The sequence below is a fragment of the Micromonospora sp. NPDC049891 genome, from assembly GCF_040660295.1.
In the GTDB taxonomy this organism is placed as follows: Bacteria; Actinomycetota; Actinomycetes; order Mycobacteriales; family Micromonosporaceae; genus Micromonospora.
This window is the reverse complement of record NZ_JBFAML010000002.1, coordinates 84749-107279: the sequence shown is the minus strand read 5'-3', so window position 1 is coordinate 107279 and position 22531 is coordinate 84749. Positions and strand designations below refer to the sequence as shown.

General features: G+C 73.1%; 15 protein-coding genes. 6 read left to right on the top strand and 9 right to left on the bottom strand.

Annotated elements, in window-relative coordinates:
* Positions 1-9 precede the first annotated feature (9 nt).
* The gene (locus AB0I71_RS03755) at positions 10-1494 is read right to left on the bottom strand and encodes an AMP-binding protein (RefSeq protein ID WP_357581711.1); all 1485 of its coding nucleotides are present in this window, start codon (positions 1492-1494) and stop codon (positions 10-12) included.
* On the bottom strand, positions 1494-7097 hold the full coding sequence (locus AB0I71_RS03750) for an amino acid adenylation domain-containing protein (RefSeq protein ID WP_357581710.1): 5604 nt from the start codon (positions 7095-7097) through the stop codon (positions 1494-1496). Before AB0I71_RS03750 ends, AB0I71_RS03755 begins: the two co-directional genes overlap by 1 nt.
* A gap of 137 nt (positions 7098-7234) precedes the next feature.
* On the opposite strand from AB0I71_RS03750, the gene AB0I71_RS03745 reads away from it, so the two are divergent.
* From AB0I71_RS03745 to AB0I71_RS03720, 6 genes are all read left to right on the top strand, one after another.
* Positions 7235-10099 carry a condensation domain-containing protein gene (locus tag AB0I71_RS03745; RefSeq protein WP_357581709.1) on the top strand — a complete coding sequence of 955 codons (2865 nt, stop codon included), beginning with the start codon at positions 7235-7237 and terminating at the stop codon, positions 10097-10099.
* Positions 10100-10167: 68 nt separating this feature from the next.
* Positions 10168-10950 (top strand): SDR family oxidoreductase, encoded by a 783-nt coding sequence (locus tag AB0I71_RS03740; RefSeq protein WP_357581708.1) that lies wholly within the window; start codon positions 10168-10170, stop codon positions 10948-10950.
* Positions 10951-11156: 206 nt separating this feature from the next.
* Positions 11157-11360 carry a cold-shock protein gene (locus tag AB0I71_RS03735; RefSeq protein ID WP_357581707.1) on the top strand — a complete coding sequence of 68 codons (204 nt, stop codon included), beginning with the start codon at positions 11157-11159 and terminating at the stop codon, positions 11358-11360.
* A 142-nt stretch (positions 11361-11502) separates the two neighbouring features.
* Entirely contained in the window at positions 11503-12444 is a 942-nt protein-coding gene (gene nudC, locus AB0I71_RS03730) for an NAD(+) diphosphatase (protein WP_357581706.1), read from the top strand.
* Between the two features lie 88 nt (positions 12445-12532).
* Positions 12533-14209 carry an ABC transporter ATP-binding protein gene (locus AB0I71_RS03725; RefSeq protein WP_357581705.1) on the top strand — a complete coding sequence of 559 codons (1677 nt, stop codon included), beginning with the start codon at positions 12533-12535 and terminating at the stop codon, positions 14207-14209.
* Positions 14206-15957 (top strand): ABC transporter ATP-binding protein, encoded by a 1752-nt coding sequence (locus AB0I71_RS03720; protein WP_357581704.1) that lies wholly within the window; start codon positions 14206-14208, stop codon positions 15955-15957. Before AB0I71_RS03725 ends, AB0I71_RS03720 begins: the two co-directional genes overlap by 4 nt.
* A gap of 21 nt (positions 15958-15978) precedes the next feature.
* Here AB0I71_RS03720 and AB0I71_RS03715 read toward each other — a convergent pair whose 3' ends face one another.
* The 7 genes from AB0I71_RS03715 to AB0I71_RS03685 are packed head-to-tail and all read right to left on the bottom strand — an operon-like array spanning position 15979 to position 22531.
* Positions 15979-16971: an LLM class flavin-dependent oxidoreductase gene (locus tag AB0I71_RS03715; protein ID WP_357581703.1), complete on the bottom strand. Its 993-nt coding sequence runs from the start codon at positions 16969-16971 to the stop codon at positions 15979-15981.
* On the bottom strand, positions 16968-17294 hold the full coding sequence (locus AB0I71_RS03710; RefSeq protein ID WP_357581702.1) for a TIGR04076 family protein: 327 nt from the start codon (positions 17292-17294) through the stop codon (positions 16968-16970). Before AB0I71_RS03710 ends, AB0I71_RS03715 begins: the two co-directional genes overlap by 4 nt.
* Complete coding sequence (locus tag AB0I71_RS03705) at positions 17291-17665, bottom strand: nuclear transport factor 2 family protein (RefSeq protein WP_357581701.1); 375 nt, start codon at positions 17663-17665, stop codon at positions 17291-17293. The genes AB0I71_RS03710 and AB0I71_RS03705 overlap by 4 nt, the downstream gene beginning before the upstream one ends.
* Positions 17666-17669: 4 nt before the next feature.
* A complete protein-coding gene (locus AB0I71_RS03700) occupies positions 17670-19343 on the bottom strand; it encodes a DUF885 domain-containing protein (RefSeq protein ID WP_357581700.1) in 1674 nt (557 codons plus the stop codon).
* On the bottom strand, positions 19340-20578 hold the full coding sequence (locus AB0I71_RS03695; RefSeq protein WP_357581699.1) for an amidohydrolase family protein: 1239 nt from the start codon (positions 20576-20578) through the stop codon (positions 19340-19342). Before AB0I71_RS03695 ends, AB0I71_RS03700 begins: the two co-directional genes overlap by 4 nt.
* Before the next feature lie 10 nt (positions 20579-20588).
* Complete coding sequence (locus AB0I71_RS03690) at positions 20589-21554, bottom strand: ABC transporter ATP-binding protein (protein WP_357581698.1); 966 nt, start codon at positions 21552-21554, stop codon at positions 20589-20591.
* Positions 21551-22531, bottom strand: a complete 981-nt coding sequence (locus AB0I71_RS03685; protein WP_357581697.1) for an ABC transporter ATP-binding protein — start codon at positions 22529-22531, stop codon at positions 21551-21553. Before AB0I71_RS03685 ends, AB0I71_RS03690 begins: the two co-directional genes overlap by 4 nt.

Here is a 22531-nt window from a genome sequence, read left to right as displayed (position 1 = left end):
TGGTGGTGGTCAGTTGTCGAACAGGTCGGTGAGCTGCCGTTTGAGCACCTTGCCGCCCTCGTTGCGGGGCAACCGGTCGAGCAGCAGCAGCCGGGCTGGCAGCTGGTAGTCGGCCAGCCGGTCGGCGAGAAAGCCGCGCAGCGCCGGCAGGGCGAGGCCGTCCGGATCGGCCTGCGGTCGGGGTACGACTGCCGCGGCGACGGCCGAGCCAAGCACCGGGTGCGGTACGCCCACCACCGCCGCCTGGGCGACAAGCGGATGCTCGTGCAGTGCCGCCTCGACCTCGAGGGTGGAGACCTTGAACGCCCCGGTCTTGATCACGTCCTGGTGCCGGTCGGTGAGGTACAGGTAGCCGTCGGCGTCGACGCGCCCGATGTCACCCATGCGGACCCAGCCGGCCCGGAAGGTGGCCCGGTTGGCGGCGTCGTCGCGGTAGTAGGAGCGCGGATGCGGGGCGCGCAACCAGACCTCACCCGTGGTGCCGACGGGCAGTGGCGCGCCGTCGGCGTCGGCGATCATCAGCTGGCCGCCGACCGGCCGACCGACCGAGTCCCGCCGCGACGGGTCGTAGACCATCGTGGTCTGGGCCGGCGCGGCCTCGGTGGAGGTGTAGTAGTTGACGATGGTGGCCGTCGGGAAGGCCACCGCCAGCCGGGCCGCGACCGCCGGTGGCAGCGGCGCGGCGGTGGAGCCGATCAGGTGTACGCCACGGGTGTCGCGGCCTTCGAGCGCCCCGGAGTCCAGCAGTTCGTGGGCCATCGACGGGACGACGAAGAGCGTCCCGGTGCCGGGGGCCTCGATCAGTCGGGCGAACCGGACCGGCGTGAAGTGGGCAAGGGTGAGCGCGGCGGCCCGGGCGGTGAGCGCGTTGAGCAGCATGGTCTGCCCGGCGTTCGTGCCGATCGCGAAGGCGTGCAGGAACCGCTCCGAGTGGGCGAGCGCCAGCCGGCGCGGATGGTGGGGTGCACCGGTGGTGAGGTTGGCGTGGCTGGCCGCCACCCCCTTGGGGCGTCCGGTCGTACCGGAGGTGTAGAGGATCTGCGCCAGGTCGGCGGGCCCGGCGGTGGCGGCGGGGCCGGTGGACGCCTCGGCGAGCAGTTCCCCGCTGCGGTGGACCGTCAGTCCGGCCGGCACGGACGGGGCTGGCGTGCCGTCGCCGTGTACGACGGCGGTGGCCGCGCAGTGCGTCAGCGCGTACCCGAGCTGTCCGGCGGCGAGCCGGTCGGACAGCGGCACGGCTACCCCGCCGGCCCGCAGCACCCCGCAGTAAGCCACGGCGAACCGCGTCCAGTCCCGGGCACCGAAGAGCAGGCCCACCCGGTCACCCGGCCGCAGTCCCCGGTTCAGCAGGGCGACGGCGGCCGAGCGGGACCCGGCGGACCACTCGGCGAAGGTCAGACTGGCCACGCCGTGCACCTCGACGGCCACCCGGTCCGGATGCAGCGCGGTTCGCCAGTCGAGCAGGTCGGGCACGGTTCGGGGCACGGTGCTCATCAGCGGCCCACCCGCTCGCCGGACGCGGCGACGAGCGCCGGCCCGCCCACCGTCCCGGTGGCCCTCGTGCGGCGTTCCTCGATGCCGACGAGGTCGTCCGGTGGGGCGTCGGGCACCACGTCGTCGAAGCGGGCGAGCACCGGAGTGGCAAGTGACACCAGCGCGATGAGCGCGATGCCGACGCCGAAGAGCACATAGAGCAGCCCGTGACCGCGCCCCGGACCGACGCCGATGACCAGGCCGACGCTGCCGGCCAACGCGCCGTCGGCGAGCAGCATCGGTTCCACCACCCGGGCGGCGGCCGGTGCGACGAGTCCCCAGCCCAGCGGCAGGGTGGACTGCGCGACCATCTGGTTGAGCGCGAAGACCCGGCCGTGCACCCGGGGCGGCACCTTGGTCTGGATGATCGTGTTGTAGACGCCGTTGACGATGCCGAGGGCCAGGTACATGCCGAACGCCCCGGCGCCGATGAGCAGCAGGTTCGGCCGCAGCCCGGTGACCACGGCGGCCGCCGCGATGCCGAGGGTGCCGAACAGCACCGCCCGCATCCGGCGGCGGCGCGGGCCACCCCAGACCAGCATGACCAGCCCGCCGGTTGCCGCGCCGACCCCACCGGTCAGCGCCACCCGGGCCACGTCGTCGAGTTCGGCGAAACCCAGCACCAGCGGGGAGAGCAGGAACAGCACGGGGAACAGGAAGAAGTTGAGCGCCGCGAAGAACGCCAGCATGGCGCGGAACTCCCGCCGCCGCAGCGAGTAGCGCAGGCCGGCGAGGATCTCCGCGCCGATGCCCTCCCGGCGGCGCAGTGCCAGCGTACGGGGGAACCTCACCACGGCCAGCACACCGAGCGCGAACAGGTACGACGCGACGTCGATGAGCAGGATGCCGCGCAGTCCCACGGCCTGGAGCAGCGCCACGGCGAGCAGCGGCACAGTGAACTGGGTGAGGCCGACAGCGGTCTGCGCGAGACCGTTGGCATGCCCGAGAAAGCGTTTCGGCACCAGCTGTGGCACCGCCGAGACGAAGGCCAGCCGTTGGAACGCCAACGCCACCGACAACCACGCGGTGAACGGGTAGAAGTGCCAGACCTCGACCAGGTCGACAAGCACCAGCGCGGCCAGCACCGCGTTGGCGCTCCCCGCCGCGACGCAGGCGGCCACCAGGACGCGGCGTCGGCTGAAGCGGTCGACAAGCGCACCGGCCAGCGGCGCGACGAGCAGGCCGGGCAGCACCGCGAGCACGGCGAACAGGGCGAACCGGGCGAGCGATCCGGTCTGGGTGTAGATCCACAGTGGTACCGCGAAGGTGGTGAGCGCGGTGCCCATGCCGGAGACGATCTGACCCGCCGCGACCAGGCCGAAGCGGCGCAGACTCGGCGGCGGCGCGGTATCCAGCGCCGTCCGCGCGCCGGGTGTCGGTGGGCCGTCGCCGGGTTGCCGGGACGTGCCGGCGAGCTGCCAGGCGGGCGGTGCGGCGAGCGCGGTACGCGGATCCGGCCCGGTCGACCGCGCGGCGCTCCGGCCGGTCGTGACCGGCGGCCGGGGCACTGGGGACGATGCGTCGGGTGGGCCGCCGGCCGGCACCGGGCCGGTCGGTGGCGCGTCGAGGTGCCGGTGTACCCCGGTGACGATCTCGGCGAGTTCGGCGGCCCGGTACTTGAGGAAGTAGTGGCCGGCCTCATCGATCACCGCGAGTGCGGTGCGGTCGCTGAGGAAGTGCCACTCCCGGTAGCGTTCCTCGTGGAAGTCGGTGCTGCGGTCGCGCTCACCGACCACCGAGACGATCGGCGCGCGGAGCGGAGTCACCCGTTGCCGCATGAGTTCGGTGAAGTACTCCTCGGACACCTCGGCGTCGTGGCGCATCGCGCGGATCAGGAACCGGACCTCGTCCGGGGCCAGCGTTCCGATGTTTGTGCCCTGCGCCTGCAACCAGGTGCGGTAGATCCGGTCGCTGCGCAGCCGCTCGGCCAGGCGCAGTCGCAGCAGCGACCCGAGCAGACCGCCGGTGGGCCGGCCGAACGGGAAGACCGCGCCGAGGTAGACGGCCGTCAGGTCCCGGCCGGCGGCCTCCAACCGCCGGGCGACCTCCACCGCCAGCGCCCCGCCGGGGCCGCAGTGTCCGTACAGGATCAGTGGCCCCGTTACCTGCGCCAGCACCTCGGCGACCACCTCGGCGGCGACCTCGTCGATCGGCGCCGGATCGTCCGCCAGGCCGATGTCGTGCCCCGGCACCGCCACCGACAGCAACCGGTACCCGGGCGGCAGCGCATCGGCCAACGGCTGGTAGACCACGGCGCTACCGCCGCCGTACGGGACACAGACCACTGTGGCGATCCGCGCGGCGACGGGCATCGGCGCTGTCAGTTCGTGCAGCAGGCCGACCGCGCCCGCTCCGTCCCCGGCGACCAGACCGGCCAGGTCGCGTACGGTGCGGTGGCGAAACAGGTCCATCACGCTGACGGCCGGCGCGGCGCCGCCCACCACGGCGGGCAGTTCCCGGCGCAGTCGGGCCACCACCTGGGTGGCGAGCAGGGAGTGCCCGCCCAGGTCGAAGAAGTCGTCGGTGGCGCCGACCTCGGCGATGCCGAGCACCTCCCGCCAGATCCCCGCGACCAGGGCTTCCACCGGCCCGGTGGGCACCACCCGCTCGCCGGTCGGCGGCTCGTCGGTGGGAGCGGGCAGGGCCTGCCGGTCCACCTTGCCGTGTGCCTGCAACGGCAACCGGTCCAGGTGCACCCAGCGGTTGGGCAGCATGTGGTCGGGGAGCCGGTCGGCCAGGTGGTGACGCAGTCGCGCCGGCTCCAACCCGGTCCCACCGGGCACCGGCTCCAGGTAGGCCACCAGCCGGTCGTCACGCAGCAGCACCGCCGCCTGCCCCACGCCGGGGCAGTCCCGCAGCGCGGCCTCGATCTCACCGAGTTCGACCCGGTAACCGCGGATCTTCACCTGGTGGTCCCGGCGGCCGAGGAAGACCAGTTGCCCGTCGGCGCGCCAGCGGCCCAGGTCGCCGGTGCGGTACAGACGTGCGCCCGGTGGGCCGTACGGGTCGGGCACGAACCGCTCGGCGGTCAACTCGTCCCGGCCGAGATAGCCCCGGGCGAGCCGGTCGCCGCCGAGGTACAGCTCACCGGGCACCCCGACCGGCACCGGACGCATCCGCTCGTCGAGCACGTACACCCGGGCGTACGGCAGGGGGCGGCCGACCGGCACCGGCCCGGTGTCCGGTCCATCGGCGGTCACCTCGTAGGTGGCGACGCCGACTGTCGCCTCGGTGGGGCCGTAGTGGTTGAACACCCGGGCCCGACCGGCGGCGGCCAGCGGACGCGTCCGTTCCAGATCGGACGCCTCACCGCCGAGGATCAACGCGCGGGCCGGCAGCAGTCCCTCCGGACCGGCGTCGACCGCCAGGGCAGCCAGGTGCGATGGGGTGATCTTGAGGTAGTCGATCTGGTGGCTGCGCAACGCCTCGGCAAGTTCCGCGCCGGTGCACCGGCGCGGCAGCAGATGCACCGTACCGCCGGTTGCCAGGGCCAGATAGAAGACGGTGACGCTGAAGTCGAACGACATCGACTGCAGCAGCCCGTACCGGGCGGCCGGCACCACCGCGAACCGGTCGGCGACCCCGTCCAGGTAGCGCAGCACCTGCCGGTGCGCCACGGCCACGCCCTTCGGCACGCCTGTGGAACCGGAGGTGTAGATGACGTACGCGAGGTTGTCGGTGCTCGTGGCGGTCGACGGCCGGTCGGCGGGCCGGCTCGTGACGTCGATCTCGGCCAGGTCGACCGCCGCCACCTCGGCGGGTAGCCGGTCCCGCAGCCCGCCGCCGGTCAGCACCAGGGTCGGGCGGGCGTCGGCGAGCATCAGGCCTAGCCGCCCGGTGGGCTGTTCCGGGTCCAGCGGCAGGTACGCCCCGCCGGCCCGCAGCACGCCGAGCAGGGTCACGGCCAGCTCGACCGACTGGTCCAGCAGCACGCCGACCAGTCGGTCCGGGCCGACGCCCCGGGTACGCAGCCAGTGGGCGAGCTGGTTGGCCCGGCGGTCCAGCTCCCGGTAGGAGAGGGTGTCCGGGCCGCACACCACGGCCGGGGTGTCCGGGGTCGCGGCGACGTGCGGGGCGATGAGGTCGGCAAGGGTCCGCGCCGGGCCGGTCACGCCTGTGACGTCGTCGCGCTCGGGCCGACCGAGGGCCAACGTGCGGTCCCGTTCGGCGGGGATGAGCAGGTCCAGGTCGACCACGGGCAGGTCCGGGTCGGCGACCGCGGCCCGCAGCAGCGTCTCGAAGCTCGCCGCCAGTCGCCGTACGGTGGCCGCGTCGAACAGGTCGGTGTTGTAGACGAACATGCCACGCAGTCCGTCCGCGCTCTCACCGACGTACAGCGACAGGTCGAACCGGGCGCTTGCGGCGTCGGTGCCGAACCCCTCGGCGCGCAGCCCGGCGGGCCAGCGGCCGCCCTCCTGCGCGTAGTTCTGCAGGGTGAACAGCACCTGGAACACCGGGGTGCGACTGACGTCCCGGGGCACGTTGAGTTCGGCGACCAGGCGCTCGAACGGAATCTCCTGGTGGGCCAGGGCGCGTACGACAGTGGTGCGGGTGCGCCGCAGCAGGGTGGAGAAGCTGGCCTCGGTCTCCGGGACGTCGGCGGTCGCGGCGACCGGGGACAGGTCGGCGCGCAGGGCGAGGGTGTTGACGAACAGGCCGACGAGATTCTCCAGTTCGGGCACCACCCGCCCGGCGACAGGTGAACCGACGGCGAAGTCCCGCTGGCCGCTGTACCGGAACAGCACCGCCTGCAGGCCGGTGAGCAGGGTCATGTAGAGCGTCGCCCGGTGGGTGCGGCTCAGTCGGCGCAACGCGTCGGTCAGTTCGCCGTCGAACGCGAAGCGGCAGGTGTCTCCGGCGTGGGACTGCACGGCCGGGCGGGGGCGGTCGGTGGGCAGTTCCAGCGGGGGTACGCCGGCCAGCGCCCGCGTCCAGTAGGCGAACCCGTCACCGGTCGCCGGCCCGTCGAGGCGGTCGCGTTGCCATGCCGCGTAGTCGACGTAGCTGATCGTCGGGGCGTCCGGCGGCGGGCCCGAGTCGCGCAGCGCGCCGTAGCTGGCGGCGATCTCGCGCAGCAGCAGGTCCAGCGACCAGCCGTCACCGACGATGTGGTGCGTTGCGACGTGCACCAGGTGTTCGTGCTCGCCGAGCCGGACGACGAGCACCCGCAGCAGGGGCGCGACGGCGAGGTCGAACGGAGTGTGCACCGCGGCGGCGATCAGGTCGCGGGCGTGGGACTCCGTCGACGCGGCGGTGACGGTGACCGGTACCCGCACCGCCGGCTGGACGTGCCCGACGGGTTCTCCGTCGGCGTTCTCGGTGAACCGCATCCGCAGGCTGTCGTGCCGGGCGGTGGTGGCGTCGACAGCGGCCCGCAGCAGGTCCAGTTCCAGTGGCCCGCGCAGTCGTACCGTGGCGTGGATGACGTACGCGGCCGTGCCGGGGGTGAGCTGTTCGGTGAACCAGATCCGCTCCTGGCCGAACGACAGTCGGGGGTTCCTGGCGGGATTTGTGGCATTCGGCGAGATGGCGGCACTCCGGGCCGGTACGTCAACGTTGGTCACGCAGAGCCTCACTCCGATGACGGACAGGAGTCAGTAGTCTGCATGCCACCTGCAACACCTCGGATCGGCTGATCGGTCCACTGTGTAAGACTCGATCGATCGATCCGGTGCCGGAACGGATCGTCGTACCGTCGGGAATGCGATTCGCCGATGTGGTCATCCCTGCCGAGTGGGCGTCGGAGACGCTGGCGCACGCCGAGTTCGCCGGCGCGGACGGCGGGGCCACGCCGCTGACCTGGGCGCAGCAGGTGCTGTGGCGGTCGATCACCCGGTTCGGTTCGAATCACCGGTTCCTCAACCTGCGCCGTACCGTCGCCGTGTCCGGGCGGGCCGGGGTGGACGTGACCCGTGCGGTACGGGCGGTGGGTGCGCTGGTCGGCAGGCATTCCGCGCTGCGCACCCGACTGCGGGTGCTCGACGGCGAGCCGCACCAGGAGACGGTGGCGGTCGGGGTGCTGCCGCTCCTGCTCCAGGTCGGCGACGGCGACGGTGCCCGGGCCGCCCGGAACGCCGCGGGCCGGCTCGGCGACGTGGCCTTCGACCACACCACCGAATGGCCGCTGCGGATCGCGCTGGTCACCGTCGACGGCCTGGTACGGCAGGTCGTGGTGGTGTTCAGTCACACCACAGTGGACGCACACGCCGCCGAGCTGGTGCTGCGGGACCTGCGGCTGCTCCTGCTACGCGGTGACCTGCCCACGCCACCCGGTCCGCAGTCGGTGGACGTGGCCAGGTTGCAGCACGGCGCCGACCGGCGCCGCTCGGAGCGGGCGGTCGGGCACTGGCTACGGGAGTTCCGGCGACTCCCCCACGCACCGCTGATCCCGACCGGGCCGGGTCTCGACCCACCGCTACGCCGGGGAGTGCTCGTCTCCTCCGCCGTGGACACGGCCGCCCGGCTGATCGCCGCCCGGCACCGGGTCAGCGTCTCCGCCGTGCTGGCGGCGGCATATCAGGTGATGGCCGTACGCGACTCCGGACGGGAACTCAGCGGCCTGTTCCCGATGGCGCACAACCGGTTCCGCGCCGAGTACGCGAACGCGGTCGCCAACCTGGGGCAGATCGGCTTCTGCGTAGTCGACCTGGCCGGGCGTCCCGACTTCACCGAGGTGCTGACCCGCGTCTGGGCCGCCTCGCTCAACGGTCTACGGCACGCCTACTACGAACCGGTCGCGCTGCGCCGGGCCTTCGAGGACGCGGGGGTGGACTACGACCGGGCCTTCCTGCCGCACCACTACTTCAACGACGTACGGCTGCCCGTCGGCGGTGTCGCCACGGCGCCGGAGACCACCCCGGCCCGCCTGCGGGCCGCGACGGACGGCAGCACCTTCTCCTGGACAGCCGGGCTGCACCAGGCGTCCTGGCACCTGCTGGCCCACGTGGTCGACGAGCCGGACGGTGTGGGCATCACGCTCACCGTCGACACCCGTCACCTCGCGTTGGACTCCGTCGAACCGTTCCTGCGCGGCCTGGAGGCACTGCTGGTCAGGGCAGCCTTCACCGACGTGCCGTGGCCGTGGTCACCGGTCGGCACCGCACCCACCGGCACCTCACCCGCGGGGACCGGCCGCCCGGTCGAGCCGGCCGACGACACCGAGCAGGTGCGGTACGCGCAGTTCACCGGGGGACGCGCCGCGAGCGCCCCGCTGACCTGGGGGCAACGGGCGATGTGGCGCGACGTGGACGAGTTCGAGTCGCCGGCCGCGTACCGGGCGCTGAGCCTCCCCCGAACGCTCACCGTCCCCGCGTCGGCGGCGGTGGCCGTACCGCAGGCGGTGCGGGCGGTCGGCGCCCTGCTCGACCGCCACGAGTCGCTGCGTACCCGGTTCCGTCGTCGAGACGACGAGGTGCACCAGGAGACCACGGCGGCCGGGGAACTGCCGGTCGTCGTCCACCGGGTGTCCCGTCCGGCGGACGATCCCGACGGCCGATCCGCCGCCGCGCGGCTGAGCGCACGACTGCACGCACCCCGCTTCGACCACGTCGCCGAGTGGCCGGTGCGGGTCGCGCTTGTCGCCGTCGAGGAGCGGGTACGGCAGGTGGTGGTGGTGTTCAGCCACTCGACGGTCGACGTCCACGCCGCGCAACTCGTCCTGCGCGACCTGCGGGGCCTGCTGATCCACGGATCGCTCGCCGCCCCGGCGGGTCTACAGGCGCTCGACCTGGCCGAGCGGGAGCGCGAGGTCGAGTCAGCACGCTCGCAGCGGGCGATCAACTACTGGATCCGGCGGCTGTCGGGCCTCACGCCGAGCCTGTCCGAGGCGGTGGCACCGGCCGCCTCCGCCCGTCACCGGCGCGGCTCGCTGGTCTCCGCCGCGGTGCACCACGCCGCGCACTCGGTGGCGGCCCGGCATCGGGTCAGCACCGCCGACGCCCTGCTGGCGGCGACCGCCGCCGTACTGACCGGCGACGCCGAGCGGCAGTCCTGCGGGATCGTGGTGATGGCCAACAACCGGTTCCAGCCCGGGCACGACAGGGCGATCGGCAGCCTCAACCAGATCGGGCTGTGCCGAGTCGACCTGGCCGACCGGCCCGGCTTCGGGGAGTTGCTGGGCCGGGCCCGCAGCGCGGCCCTGGACGCCTACCGGCACGCCTACTACGACCCGGCCTGCTGGGAGCGCACCGTCACCGAACTGGGACACGACCATCGCAGCTTCCTGGCGGGGTACTGCTATCTCAACGACGCCCGGCTCGCCCGGGACGTCGATCCGGAGGCGGGCGGCCTGACCGAGGCGGACCTGCGGGCGGCGCGGTCCCGCAGCGAGTTCCGCTGGCTGCCGGAGCTGGAGCGGTTTCCGTGGCGCTGCCGGGTCCAGGTGCTCGACGCCCCCGGCGCGGTCGAGCTGGTCGTCACCGCCGACAGCCGGTACCTCCCGGCGGACCGGGTCGAACCCCTGCTGCGCGGCGTCGAGCGACTGCTGGTGGAGGCGGCCTTCCGCGACGTGCCGTGGCCGTGGTCGGCGGAGACCGACGCGGCCCGATCGGCGTCGCCGTCGCCCTGACGCGGCGGCGTTCCAGCCCGCCAGGCGACCGGCTGCCGATGCCGTCGCCGTTCGGCAGAATGGCCGGTATGCGAATAGATCTTGCCGGCCGGACGGCGCTCGTCACCGGTTCGACCCAGGGCATCGGCCGGGCCATCGCCGCCGGGCTGGCCGCGGCCGGAGCCCGGGTGGGGGTCAACGGACGCTCGTCCGACTCGGTCGACCGGGCCCTGGCCGAGTTGGGCGAGGGTGACTTCGTCGCGGTACCCGCCGACGTGACCACGGCCGACGGGGCGATCGCGGCGGTCGAGGCCCTCCCCCGGGTCGACATCCTGGTCAACAACCTCGGCATCTTCGGCGCCCAGCCCGCGTTGGAGATCACCGACGACGACTGGCGGCGGTACTTCGAGGTGAACGTGCTGGCGGCGATCCGGCTGACCCGGGCGTACCTGCCGGGGATGCGCGAGCGCGGCTGGGGCCGGGTCCAGTACATCGCCAGCGACTCCGCGGTGGTGATCCCGGCCGAGATGATCCACTACGGGGTCTCCAAGACCGCCCTGCTGGGCGTGTCCCGGGGTTTCGCCAAGGAGGCCGCCGGCTCGGGTGTCACGGTGAACAGCGTCATCGCCGGGCCGACCCACACCGGCGGGGTCGAGCAGTTCGTCCGCTCGCTCGTCGGCGACGACCTGCCCTGGGACGCGGCCCAGCGGGAGTTCATGCTCCGGCACCGCCCGCAGTCGCTCCTGCAACGCCTCATCGAGCCGGCCGAGATCGCGAACCTCGTCGTCTACCTGGCCTCCCCGCTGGCCTCGGCCACCACCGGCGCGGCGGTACGGGTGGACGGCGGTTACGTCGACGCCATCCTGCCCTGACCACACGGTCCCGGGACTCTTGGCCCGTTTTCCGTGCTACGGTGAACTCTGTTGCAGTTTTGATTTCCGTAGACGTTGCCAGCGCCTGAGGGTATCCAAACCCCGGGCGCTCTTTGTTTTCTCGTCCTGTCCGGACACGGGTGATCAACGCGGCGACCACGAAGGGCCGCACCGTGTGGCGCTTCGACAGCCTGCGAGGAGAAGACATGGCTTCCGGCACGGTCAAGTGGTTCAACGCGGACAAGGGCTTCGGCTTCATCAGCCAGGACGGCGGCGGAGCCGACGTGTTCGCCCACTTCTCGGCGATCTCCGCCAGCGGCTTCCGCACCCTGGAGGAGAACCAGCGAGTGGAGTTCGACATCGCCCAGGGGCAGCGTGGCCCGCAGGCGGAGAACATCCGCCCCCTCTGAGAGTGACTCCCGGGTACGACGGGCCGACTGGTTCAGCGGACCGCCGTACCCGGGAGGCAATTCCACCGAGCTCGGACGATGCCCCTCCGCTCACACGGAGCCGCTGATCGCGCCATGAGGGGCGTCCGGCACGATCGGCAGCATGGTGTTCCACGGGCTCGCGTACACCGCGACACCGCACGACCGGGCGGCGGGCCTGCGCGCCGACCCGGGCCGGGTCGCCGACCTGCTCGACCGCGACGACAGCCAGGTGCTGCCGATGTGGCGCGGCCGGCCTCTGCTCACGGCCGACGGCAGGCCGGTGCGGCTCACCGGTAAGCCCGCCCGCACCCTGGTCTCGGCGGCCGGTCAGACCGCGCTGCTTGGCTTCGACGGCACCACGGCGACCTTCGCCGCCGACCTCAGCGCGGTCGAGGAAGCCGAGGCGCTGCGGCTGGGTGCCGCACACGCCAGCGCCGACCTACGCGGCCTGGCCACCACCCTGCCCGGGCCCCTTGCCGCCACCCTGGCGTACGCGCGCGGGCTGCTCTACTGGAACCGACACGCCAGATACTGCGGCACCTGCGGTGCGACCACGGTCAGCGCCGACGCCGGTCACCTGCGGGTCTGCCAGGGCCCCCACTGCGGTAGGCAGTTGTTTCCCCGGATCGAACCCGCCGTCATCGTGCTCGTGGAAGCCCCCGGCCCGCAGCCCCGCTGCCTGCTCGCCCGCCATCACGGTGCCGGCCCGGACGTATTCTCGCTGCTCGCCGGTTTCGTCGAGATCGGCGAGAGCCTGGAGGGCACCGTCCGCCGCGAGGTCGGCGAGGAGGCCGGCGTGACCGTCGGTGCGGTCACCTACCAGGGCTCCCAGGGATGGCCGTTTCCCGCCGGCCTGATGGTCGGTTTCGTCGCCCGGGCGGTCGACGAGACGATCGCCGTGGACGGGCGCGAACTGTTGGAGGCCCGGTGGTTCACCCGGGCCGAAATCGTCGAACGCGTCCTCGACGGTCCCGGCTCAGGACCTGCCGACTCCATCGGCGGGCGGCTGCTGCGATCCTGGGCCGGCCTCGATCAGCCGCTGCCCCCGCACGCCGAGGTCTGACACCTGGCCAGCGCGGTGCGCCCGCGAATGGCGTTCGGCGAGGCCAGCAGGTTAGCCTGCCCTAACTCATCGAACGTGAGGCGGGGGCATGACACAGACCACGGGGCGACTGATCCGCCGAATGTTCTGGCGACAGCGTCGCGACACCGCCCTGTGCGCCGCGTTCTGGTCACTGCATCAGGTGTGTGAGGCCCTTGTCCCGGTGGCCATCGGCCTGGTCATCGACCAGGCCGTCGGAACCGGGTCGAGCTCGGCGATGGCCTGGTCCGTGCTGGGCATCTTCGCGCTGTTCACCGCCCTCACGATGGGCTGGCGGTCGGGCTTCTGGTTCCTCTCCAGGGCGGTCACCGAGGAGTCCCACCAGCTGCGGATGCGGGTGGTCCGGCGCGTGGTGGGCGGACAGGGGATCCGGACCAGACGCCAGAGCGGAGAGCTGCTCTCGATCGCCACCTCCGACACCCAGTCCGCCGCCGAACTGCTCGAACTGGGCACCCGGGGGGTGAGCGCGCTCGTCGGTCTGACGGTGTCGACGGTCGTGCTGCTGCGGATCGACTGGTCGCTCGGACTCGGGCTGGTGGTGGGCGTACCCATCCTGGTGCTCGGGCTGAACGCGCTCGGTCCGGTCGTGGGCCGCCGCACGTCCGCGCAGCAGCAGGCGGTCGGCCGGGCCGCCGCCACGGCGTCGGACCTGCTGCGTGGGCTCCGACCACTGCGGGGTTTCGGTGGCGTCGACGAGGCCGTCAGCCGTTACCGCACGGCCAGCCGTACGTCGCTGCGCGCCGGCATCGGCACGGTCAAGGCCGGTGCCACCTTCATCGGCGCGTCCACCTTCACCACCGGCCTGCTGATCACCGCGGTGGCCGCCCTGGCGGGCTGGTTCGCCCTGGAGGGGCGAATCACCGTCGGACAGCTCATCACGATCGTCGGACTGGCCACCTTCCTCACCGACCCGGTGCTCAATCTCGCCGACTGCGTCTTCCGACTGGCGACGGCACGAGCCAGCGCGGCCCGCGTGGCCGAGGTGCTCGCCGCCCCGGAGCGGGTTCCGTCCGGGACTGGTACGGCCCAGCCGGGAACGCTGACCCTCGACACGGTGCACGCGCCCGGCCTGGCCGGCGTCGACCTCGCCGTGGCCCCCGGTGAGCTGCTCGGCATCGTCACCGGAGAGACCGGCACCGCCGACGACGTCACCGAGCTGCTCGCGGGTGCGCGATCGCCGGACCGGGGCGAGGTGCGGCTGGCCGGCACGCCGATGCGGGAGCTGGACCTCGTCTCGTTACGGCGAACCGTGCTTGTCGAACCGCACGGGGTCGACCTGTTCGGCAGCACCCTGCGCGAGGTGCTCCAGAGCGGCGACGACCGGGACGACGCCGCCCTGCGTACCGCCATGGCCTCGGCCTGCGTCGGTGACCTGCTCGCCGACGACGCCGGGTTCGACCGCGAACTCGTCGACCACGGCCTGAACCTCTCCGGCGGTCAGCGGCAGCGGCTCGCCCTGACCCGCGCGCTGCTGGCCGACCGACCGGTCACCGTCTTCCGCGACCCGACCACGGCGATCGACGCGGTCACCGAGCACGCCATCGCCGACGGCATCCGCGCCTACCGGAGCGGTGACGGCCGGGCGACAGTCCTGGTCACCACCAGCGCACCGCTGCTCGACCGGTGCGACCGGGTCGTCTTCCTCCGCGCCGGCCAGGTGGCGGCCGTCGGTCGCCACCGCGACCTGCTCGCCGACTCGTCGTACGCGGAGGTGGTGCTGCGATGAGCCCCAGCGTCCCGATCCTGCCGGTCGCGACCGGATGGGTGACGCTCACCGCCTTCTGGCGTGCCCTGCGGCGCTACCCGCTGCTCGCCTGGACCTCGGTGGCGGCGGCCACGGCGGCGAGCGTCGCGGCCGTCGTCGTGCCGATCCTGCTCGGCCGGCTCGTCGACCTGGTGGTGGCCGGTGGCACCGTCGAATCACTGCTGCTGACCTCGGCGTTGATCCTCGGCGCGGGCCTGGCCGCCGCGGTCCTCACCGGCGCCGCCAACTGGCTGGTCACCGAGTGGGGCATGCGTGCCTGCGCCGACCTCCGCGAGGAGGTGCTCGACCGGGCGCTGCGGATGGACGCGGCACGGCTGGAGAGCGCCGGGTCCGGTGACGTGGCCTCCCGGGTCACCGAGGACGTGGAGCGGGTGACCGACTCGGTGCGGCTGGCGGCCGGGATCTTCACCGCGCTCGTCACTGTCGTCATCACCTTCGCCGGTTTCGCGACGCTCGACTGGCGCATCGCCGCCGCGTTCCTGATCGTCTTCCCGGTGTACGTGGTGAGCCTGCGCCGGTTCGTGCCCCAGGCGAAACGGCTCTACGCCGCCGAGCGCGAAGCGGCCGCGGTGCGTACGCAGAGCCTGCTGAACACCTTCACCGGTGCCCGGACGGTGCACGCGTACGGCATGCAGGACCGTCAGAGTCGACGGGTCGAGCAGGCCTCCCGCCACGCCGTCGTGGCGCGGCTGCGAGCGGTTCGCGGATTCCTCTGGTTCGCGAACACGATGAACTACGCCGAGGCCCTCGGACTGACCGCCGTGCTGCTCACCGGCTTCCTGCTGGTCCGCGCGGGCGACAGCACGGTCGGTGACGTCACCGCCGCGGCACTGCTCTTCCATCGGCTCTTCGGCCCGCTCGGCATGTTGCTGATGTCGTTCAACGACATCCAGTCGGCCGGCGCGGCGCTCGCGCGGCTCGTCGGCATCTCCGGACTCGACGTGCCCACGACCCGGCCGGCCGGACCGGTCTCCGGGTGGCTACCGACAGGCGTCACCGCGAAGTCGGTCTGGCACCGCTACCCCGGTGGCCCCGCCGTCGTGCAGGACGTCTCGATCGAGATCGCGGCGGGTGAGTCGTTGGCGATCGTCGGTGCGAGCGGCGCCGGCAAGACGACACTCGCGGCCATCCTCGGTGGCGTCTTCCCCGCCGCCGAGGGCGAGGTGTGGCTGGCCGACCGCCCGATCGGCGAGCTGCATCCGGCCGAACTGCGCCGCACCGTCGGCGTGGTCACCCAGGAGGTCCACGTCTTCGCCGGCACCCTCGCCGACGACCTGCGGCTGGCCGCGCCGGACGCCTCCGACGAGGACCTGCACGCCGCGTTGCGGCTGGTCGGAGCCGACGGCTGGGCCACCGCTCTGCCCGACGGGCTGTCGACCCGGGTCGGCGACGGCGAACACCCGCTCACCGCCGGCCAGGCGCAGCAGGTGGCGCTGGCCCGGATCGCCCTGCTCGACCCGCCGGTCGTCGTTCTCGACGAGGCCAGCGCCGAGGCCGGCAGCGCGGGCGCCCGGCAGCTCGAACAGGCGAGCGCCGCCCTGATCCGGGGCCGCACGGCTGTGGTGGTCGCGCACCGGCTCAGCCAGGCGCACACCTGCGACCGGATCGCCGTGATGGCGCACGGCCGGATCGTCGAACTCGGCACCCCGGACGAACTGGTCGCGGCCGGCGGCCGGTACGCCGAACTCTGGTCGGCCTGGCGGCGCTGACCCGGTGCCCCGGGACGGCCGTCAGGTGCGCAGCAGCGGCAGCACCCGTCGGCCGATCAGGTCGATACCGCGCTGCGGGGTCAGCCCGTGCGGCGTGCCGAACTCCACCCGGCTGGCCCCGGCGTCGAAGACCGCCGCGGCCTGCGCGGCGACCTGCTCGGGCGTACCGGAGAACGCGAACAGGTCGAGCAGATCGTCACCGATCAGCGCACCGGCCCGGTCGTCCTCGCGCCGGGTGACGTGGTGCTGGATGCGGGCCAGCAGTTCCGGGTCGACCTCGACCGTGGGATCGAGGGCGGCAACCACGGCGAGGTACATGGCGACCTCGGTACGGGCCATCCGCCGGGCCAGCGCGCCGTCGGTGTCGACGACGGTGACCGCACCGAGCACCACCCCGGTGTCCCGGCCCGAAGCCGCCTCGTCCAGCCACGCCCGCATCGTCTTGGCCATCGCCGGGTTCGCCGACCCGCCGACCTTCACCTCGTCGGCGTACGCGGCGGCGGACCGGGCGGTCTGCTGCCCCCAGGTGCCCACCAGCACCGGCACGTCCGGCCGGGCCGGGGCGTACCGCAGCGCGGTGCCCGGGGCCACCGTGAACTCGCGGCCGACGAAACCGCCGTCGTCACCGGCGAGCAGCCGCCGGACGATCTGGACGGTCTCGGCGATGCGCCGCAGCGGCCGGGCCTGCGCCACCCCGACCTGCTGCAACCAGGTGCCCCGGGCCAGGCCGAGGTAGGCCCGGCCGTGTGAGGCCAGGTCGAGGGCGGCCACCTGACCGGCCACCTCCACCGGGTGCAGGGTGAACGGGTTCAGGCAGGCCGCGCCGAGCCGGATCCGGCGGGTGTGCCGGGCGGCCACCAGCAACGGGAACAGCGGCGGCTGGTACATCAGGTCGCCGAAGACCGACAGCACGTCGAAGCCGTGCCGTTCGGCCATCTCGGCCAGCACGGCGTACTCGTCGGCGGACTTGTCCGACTGCAGGCCGATGCCGACCAGGCGATCGGGAGAACTCACGTCAGCTCCTCGGTGGGGATCTGCCGCCGGGCAGTGCGTTCGATGCGCATGATGAGCCGCTCCTCCGGGTCGGGACAGGCGACGTGGCTGTCCCGGGCCATCCAGTCCCCGTCGTCCAGGGCCCGCTGCTTGGCCGGCAGCAGCGGCAGGCACGCAGCCAGCGCGTACAGGCAGAAGTGCTGGCCCTCGGGGATGCGCAACCGGCACGACTCGGTCAGGTCGACGTGGTCGCCCGGCTTCATGCCGCACACCGAGCGTCCCTCGATGCGCTCCACCACGACCCGCAGGTCGTAGACATCGGTGGTGGGCTGGTCGTCGCTCATCGCACGGCCTCCGCGTGGTGGTGCACGATCCGCCAGCCCGCGTCGCCGCGCCGCAGCACGTCGGTGACCCGGAAGCAGACGTTTGGGCGGTCGTCGGCGTGCCGGGCCCGCAGCACGTACCGGACCAGACCGGTGTCGTCCCACGCGTCGGCGTGCAGTTCTTCCGGAGCGACAGTGACCGGTGCCGGTCCGGTGGCCTCGGCGGCCCGGCGGTCCCGCAGCGCGTCCAGCGCGGCCAGGCCGCAGAGCAGCCGATCGGCGTCGGATTCCCAGATGGTGAGGTCCGGATGCAGGTGGGCGTCGAAGGCGGACCGATCCCCCAGTGCCTGGTACATGTCGGTGATCGTGGTGGTGAGTTCGTCGATGCTCATCGGGTCACTTCCGGTCGAGGGAGGCGGCAGCGGGTCGGAACGTCTCGGCGAGACGCTCGCGCAGCGGATCCAGGCCCATCGGCCCGAGCGCCAGCGCGGTGTGGTGGAACCGTTTGCGGTCGAAGGCGGCGCCGGCGCGTCGCTCGGCGTCCTGGCGGGCCCGCTGCCACAGCCGCGCACCGACCTTGAAGGCGAGAGCCTGCGCCGGCCAGCCGAGATAGCGGTCGACCTCGAACCGGGCGGTCGCGGCGTCCAGCCCGACGACCCGGGTGAGCAGGTCGACGGCTACCCGGTGGCTCCAGCGGGGCGCGTCGGTGAACCCGTTGCCGGCGGGGATCGGCAGGTCGAGGTGCAGGCCGAGGTCGATGACCACGCGGGCGGCCCGCCACAGCTGCCCGTCCAGCATGCCGAGCCGTTCCGCCGGGCCGGCGTAGAGGCCGAGTTCGTCGGCGAGACGTTCGGCGTAGTGCGCCCAGCCCTCGGCGTACCCGTGCACCTGGCACAGGGTGCGGTGCCACGGGTGCAGGTCGGCGGTGGTGAGCGTGATGGCGTGCTGAAGGTGGTGGCCGGGCAGCCCCTCGTGGCAGAGCGTGCCGACGTGTCGCCACACCGGCACCGTCGACTCGCCGGGCGGCACCGACCACCAGATGCCGCCGGGGCGGGTCAGGTTAGCGTCGGGCGGTGTGTAGTACATGACCCCGGAGGCGGCGGGGCTGATCCGGCACACCACCCGCCGGGTGGCGGGTGGGATGTCGAAGTGTGTCCCGTCGAGCAGGTCGGTCACCAGCGCGGTGCGTCTGGTCAGCCATTCCTCCAGCGCCGGACCGACCGGCACCCGCCCGGCCGGATCCGCGTCCAGCGCCGTCCGCGCGGCGGCCACGTCCGGATGGCCGCAGTCGAGCGCCGCCGCCCGCAGCTCGGCGGCGGTGCGGGTCAGCTCCGCCCAGCCGTACGCGTACAGCTCGTCGAGGTCGGCTGTGGCACCGAGGAAGGCGCGGGCGGTGACCTGATAGAGGTCGCGACCCACACCGTCCGCCTCGGCGGCGGCGGGAGCCAGTTCGGTACGCAGGAAGGTGGCGAACCCCGCCGTGGCGGCGGTGGCCAGCCGTGTCCCCTCGGCCAGCCGCTCGGCGAGCGGCCCACCCGGGTGACCGGCGACGAGGCCACCGAAGAAGTTCGTGTCGACCCAGGCGGTGCACTGCTCGGCGACGGTCAGCACCTGCCGGCGGGCGACCAGTTGGCCACGCTGGGCGGAACGGCGCAGTGTGGCGGTGTACTGGTCGAGCGTGGTGGGCAGCCGGTGCAGATGGTCGGCGACGGCGGCCCAGTCGTCGGCGGTGGACCGGGGCAGGTTGTCGAAGACCTGCCGGGCCAGGTGCACCGGGGTGGCCAGTGGGGCGAGCAGCCGGGTGGTGAAACCGGCGTCGTACAACGCCACCTCGCTGGCCAGCCGATCGGCCAGGGCACCGGCGAGGGCGCGCTCGGCCGGGCCGGTCACGGTGGCGGTGGCCACGGCGGTCGCGGTCGCGCGGGACAGCTCGGCCCGGGCGTCGAACCCTCCCGGCGACAGGTCCGCCAGTCGCCAGTCGGGGGTACGCCCGGTCGCCTCGGCGGCCTCCGGGGCGAGCGCGGCGAGGGCGTGCAGGTATCCGTCGGCGACAGTGGTGATGCCGGTCATCGGGGTACCCGCAAGCGGTGGTGGTCGTCGCGGTACACGACGCCGCCCTTGATGACCGTGTGCAGGGTACGCAACGCGGAGACCGACCTGGTCGGGTCGTCCCGCAGCACCAGCAGGTCGGCGTGCTTGCCGGCTTCGACACTGCCGAGCGTGTCGGCCTGGTCGAGCCATTCGGCGGGCCGGATGGTGGCGGCCTTCAACGCGTCGGCGACCGGCATCCCGGCGTCCACCATGAACTCCAGCTCGCGGACGGTGGCGGTGGTCTCGTCGTAGCCGGCGTGCGGCGGCATGTCGCTGCCCAGTGCGATCGGTACGCCGTTGCGGATGGCGTGCTGGAGGCTCTCCCAGTGTCGGGGTCCGGCGGCCAGGGCCCGCTCCATCAGCCAGCCGGGTACCCCGGAGTCGCGGAAGAACTGTTCACAGCGGCTCACCACGATCGTGGGTACGTACCAGACACCCCGGTCGGCCATCAGTCGGGTGACCTCGTCGGTCAACTCGTAGCCGTGTTCGACGCAGTCGAGACCGAGTTCGACAGCCCGGCGTACGGTGTCGGCCGGGCCGGCGTGCGCGGTGACCTTGCGCCCCCAGTCGTGGGCGACCCGGATCACGGCGGCCATCTCGTCGTCGAGCAACTGTGGCGTGTCGATCGCCTCGAACTGACCGGCGATGCCGCCGGAGACGCACACCTTGATCAGGTCGGCGCCGGCCCGGATCTGGGCCCGGGTGAGCCGGCGGAAGCCGTCGGCGCCGTCGGCCTCCAGGGCGTCGGCCTCCCAGCCGTGGCCGCCGGTGCAGCACAACGCGTGTCCGGCGGTGAAGATCCGGGGACCGTCGACCGCGCCGGCCTCGATACCCCGGCGCAGCGCGAAGTCCGCGTAGCGACCCTCGCCGACCAGCCGGGCCGTGGTGACCCCGGCGTGCAGGGTACGCCGGGCCGAGTCGGCCATCAGCAGCACCAGTTCGGCCAGGTTGGACCGGTGCACCGTGTCGGCGAGGTGGCCGGGCAGCCCGAGAGAGAGGTGTACGTGCATGTTGGTCAGGCCGGGCATCACCACGTCGCCGCGAAGGTCGACCACGGGTACGTCGCCGGCCTCGGCGAGCACGTCGTCGACCGCTCCCACAGCCTTGATCATCCCGTCGGCACCGACCCAGACTCCCCGGTCGGGCTGGAGGTGGTCGGCGACGCCGTCGTAGAGGGCGAGGTTGACCAGGACCTGTTCGGTGGCGATGTGCATGACGACGTCCTCAGTTCGCGGGCACGGTGGCCGTGGCCATCGTGGGGTCGTTGAGCCAGCAGGCGGCGCTACGTCCGCCGAGGTCGAGGGTTGGCGGCTGGTCGCCGCAGGGCGCGAAGGCGTGCGGGCAGCGCGGCCGGAACCGGCAGCCGGTGGGGGCGTTCGCGGGGTCGGGTACCTCACCGGCCAGGGTGGCGGGCAGCCGTGGGGTGGGGCCGATGCGGGGCACCGCGTCGATGAGCGCCCGGGTGTAGGGGTGTCGCGGATTCCGCCACAGCTCGCGGGTGGGCGCGCTCTCGACGATGCGGCCCAGGTACATCACGGCGGTGACGTCGGCGATCTCGTGCACCAGGGCGAGGTCGTGGGAGATGAACAGCATGCCCATGTCGAGATCGCGGACCAGCCCGACGAGCAGGTTGACCACCTGCGCCTGGGATGAGGCGTCCAGGGCGGTGACCGGTTCGTCGGCGATGATCATGCGGGGTTGCGGGGCGAGGGCCCGGGCGATGGCCAGACGTTGCCGCTGGCCACCGGAGAACTGGTGCGGGTACCGCTCGGCGGCCGTTGCCGGCATGCCGACCCGGTCCAGCAACTCGCGTACCCGGTCCCGGCGGGCCGCCGCGTTCAGCGCCGCCGGCACGCCGTCGAGCAGCTGCGCGCCGATGGTGCGCCGGGGGTTCAGCGAGGCGTACGGGTTCTGGAAGACCATCTGCAGGCCGATCTCGGTGTCCGGCCGGCGCCGCCAGCCCAGCGGCGTGACCGGCTGCCCGGCGAAGCGGACCACACCGGCGCTCGGCGGGGTCAACCCCACGGCGGCCCGGGCCAGCGACGACTTGCCGCAGCCGGATTCACCGACCAGGCCGACGATCTGCCCGGACGCCACGTCCAGGCTGACCCCGGCCACCGCGAGCACCCGGCCGCGGCCCCGCGAGCGGTACTCGACCTCGACGTCGCTGATGTCCAGCAGGCCGGTCATCGGGCTGCCACCTCCAGGTGTGGGCGGACCACGCAGGCCACCGACCGGTCGGCACCGACCGGAGCCAGCGGCGGTGGTGCCGCGCCGCAGGTCGGCTCGGCGTACCGGCAGCGGGGTTGGAACGGGCAACCCGGTGGTGCCTCGCCCGGTGCCGGCGGGCTGCCGGGGATGGGCCGCAGCGTGCCGACGGCCTGGGTGCCGTGCGGTCGGGCGCCGAGCAGCGCCGCAGTGTACGGATGGGTGGGGGCGGTGAGCAGCGAGCCGGTGGGACCGGTCTCCACCACGCGGCCGGCGTAGAAGACGTAGCCACGGGTGGTCAACGCGCTGAGCACCCCCAGGTCGTGGGTGATGAAGGCGACGGCCAGCCCGGTCTCGGCGCGCAGCCGGTCGAGCAGGGTGAGAATGCCGGCCTGCACGGTGACGTCGAGAGCTGTGGTCGGTTCGTCGGCGATCAGCAGTCGGGGTCGGGCGGCCAGGGCGATGGCGATGGCCGCCCGTTGCCGCATGCCGCCAGAGAACTGGTGCGGATAGGCGCGCAGGGCGCGCTCGGGGTCGGGGATCCGGACCTGGTCGAGCAGTTCCACCGCCCGGCGGGTCGCGGAGCGCCGGTCCATTCGCAGCTGCACCCGCATGTGTTCGGTGAGCTGGCGGCCGATGGTGAGCATCGGATGCAGGGCGGCGGTCGGGTCCTGGAAGACCATGGCGATGCCCGCGCCCCGGATCCGCTGCCAGCCACGATTGTCCAGGCCGAGCAGGTCGGTGCCGGCGAATCGTGCCGTCCCGCTGGTCCGCGCACCGGCGGGAAGCAGGCCGAGCAGGGTCTGGGCGGTGATGCTCTTGCCGCAGCCGCTCTCTCCCGCGATGCCGACGAGTTCTCCCTCGTCCACGCTGAGCGACACGTCGTGCAGGATCGGCAGCGGTCCGCGCGGGCCAGGCAGGGTGACGGCGAGGGAGTCGACGTCGAGCAGCGGCGCCAT

Excerpts from the sequence above, each read along its gene's own strand:
- AB0I71_RS03755 (WP_357581711.1), bottom strand. The coding sequence starts at position 1,494 with ATGAGCACCGTGCCCCGAACCGTGCCCGACCTGCTCGACTGGCGAACC.
- AB0I71_RS03745 (WP_357581709.1), top strand. The coding sequence starts at position 7,235 with ATGCGATTCGCCGATGTGGTCATCCCTGCCGAGTGGGCGTCGGAGACG.
- AB0I71_RS03740 (WP_357581708.1), top strand. The coding sequence starts at position 10,168 with ATGCGAATAGATCTTGCCGGCCGGACGGCGCTCGTCACCGGTTCGACC.
- AB0I71_RS03735 (WP_357581707.1), top strand. The coding sequence starts at position 11,157 with ATGGCTTCCGGCACGGTCAAGTGGTTCAACGCGGACAAGGGCTTCGGC.
- nudC (WP_357581706.1), top strand. The coding sequence starts at position 11,503 with ATGGTGTTCCACGGGCTCGCGTACACCGCGACACCGCACGACCGGGCG.
- AB0I71_RS03725 (WP_357581705.1), top strand. The coding sequence starts at position 12,533 with ATGACACAGACCACGGGGCGACTGATCCGCCGAATGTTCTGGCGACAG.
- AB0I71_RS03720 (WP_357581704.1), top strand. The coding sequence starts at position 14,206 with ATGAGCCCCAGCGTCCCGATCCTGCCGGTCGCGACCGGATGGGTGACG.
- AB0I71_RS03710 (WP_357581702.1), bottom strand. The coding sequence starts at position 17,294 with ATGAGCGACGACCAGCCCACCACCGATGTCTACGACCTGCGGGTCGTG.
- AB0I71_RS03705 (WP_357581701.1), bottom strand. The coding sequence starts at position 17,665 with ATGAGCATCGACGAACTCACCACCACGATCACCGACATGTACCAGGCA.
- AB0I71_RS03700 (WP_357581700.1), bottom strand. The coding sequence starts at position 19,343 with ATGACCGGCATCACCACTGTCGCCGACGGATACCTGCACGCCCTCGCC.
- AB0I71_RS03695 (WP_357581699.1), bottom strand. The coding sequence starts at position 20,578 with ATGCACATCGCCACCGAACAGGTCCTGGTCAACCTCGCCCTCTACGAC.
- AB0I71_RS03690 (WP_357581698.1), bottom strand. The coding sequence starts at position 21,554 with ATGACCGGCCTGCTGGACATCAGCGACGTCGAGGTCGAGTACCGCTCG.
- AB0I71_RS03685 (WP_357581697.1), bottom strand. The coding sequence starts at position 22,531 with ATGGCGCCGCTGCTCGACGTCGACTCCCTCGCCGTCACCCTGCCTGGC.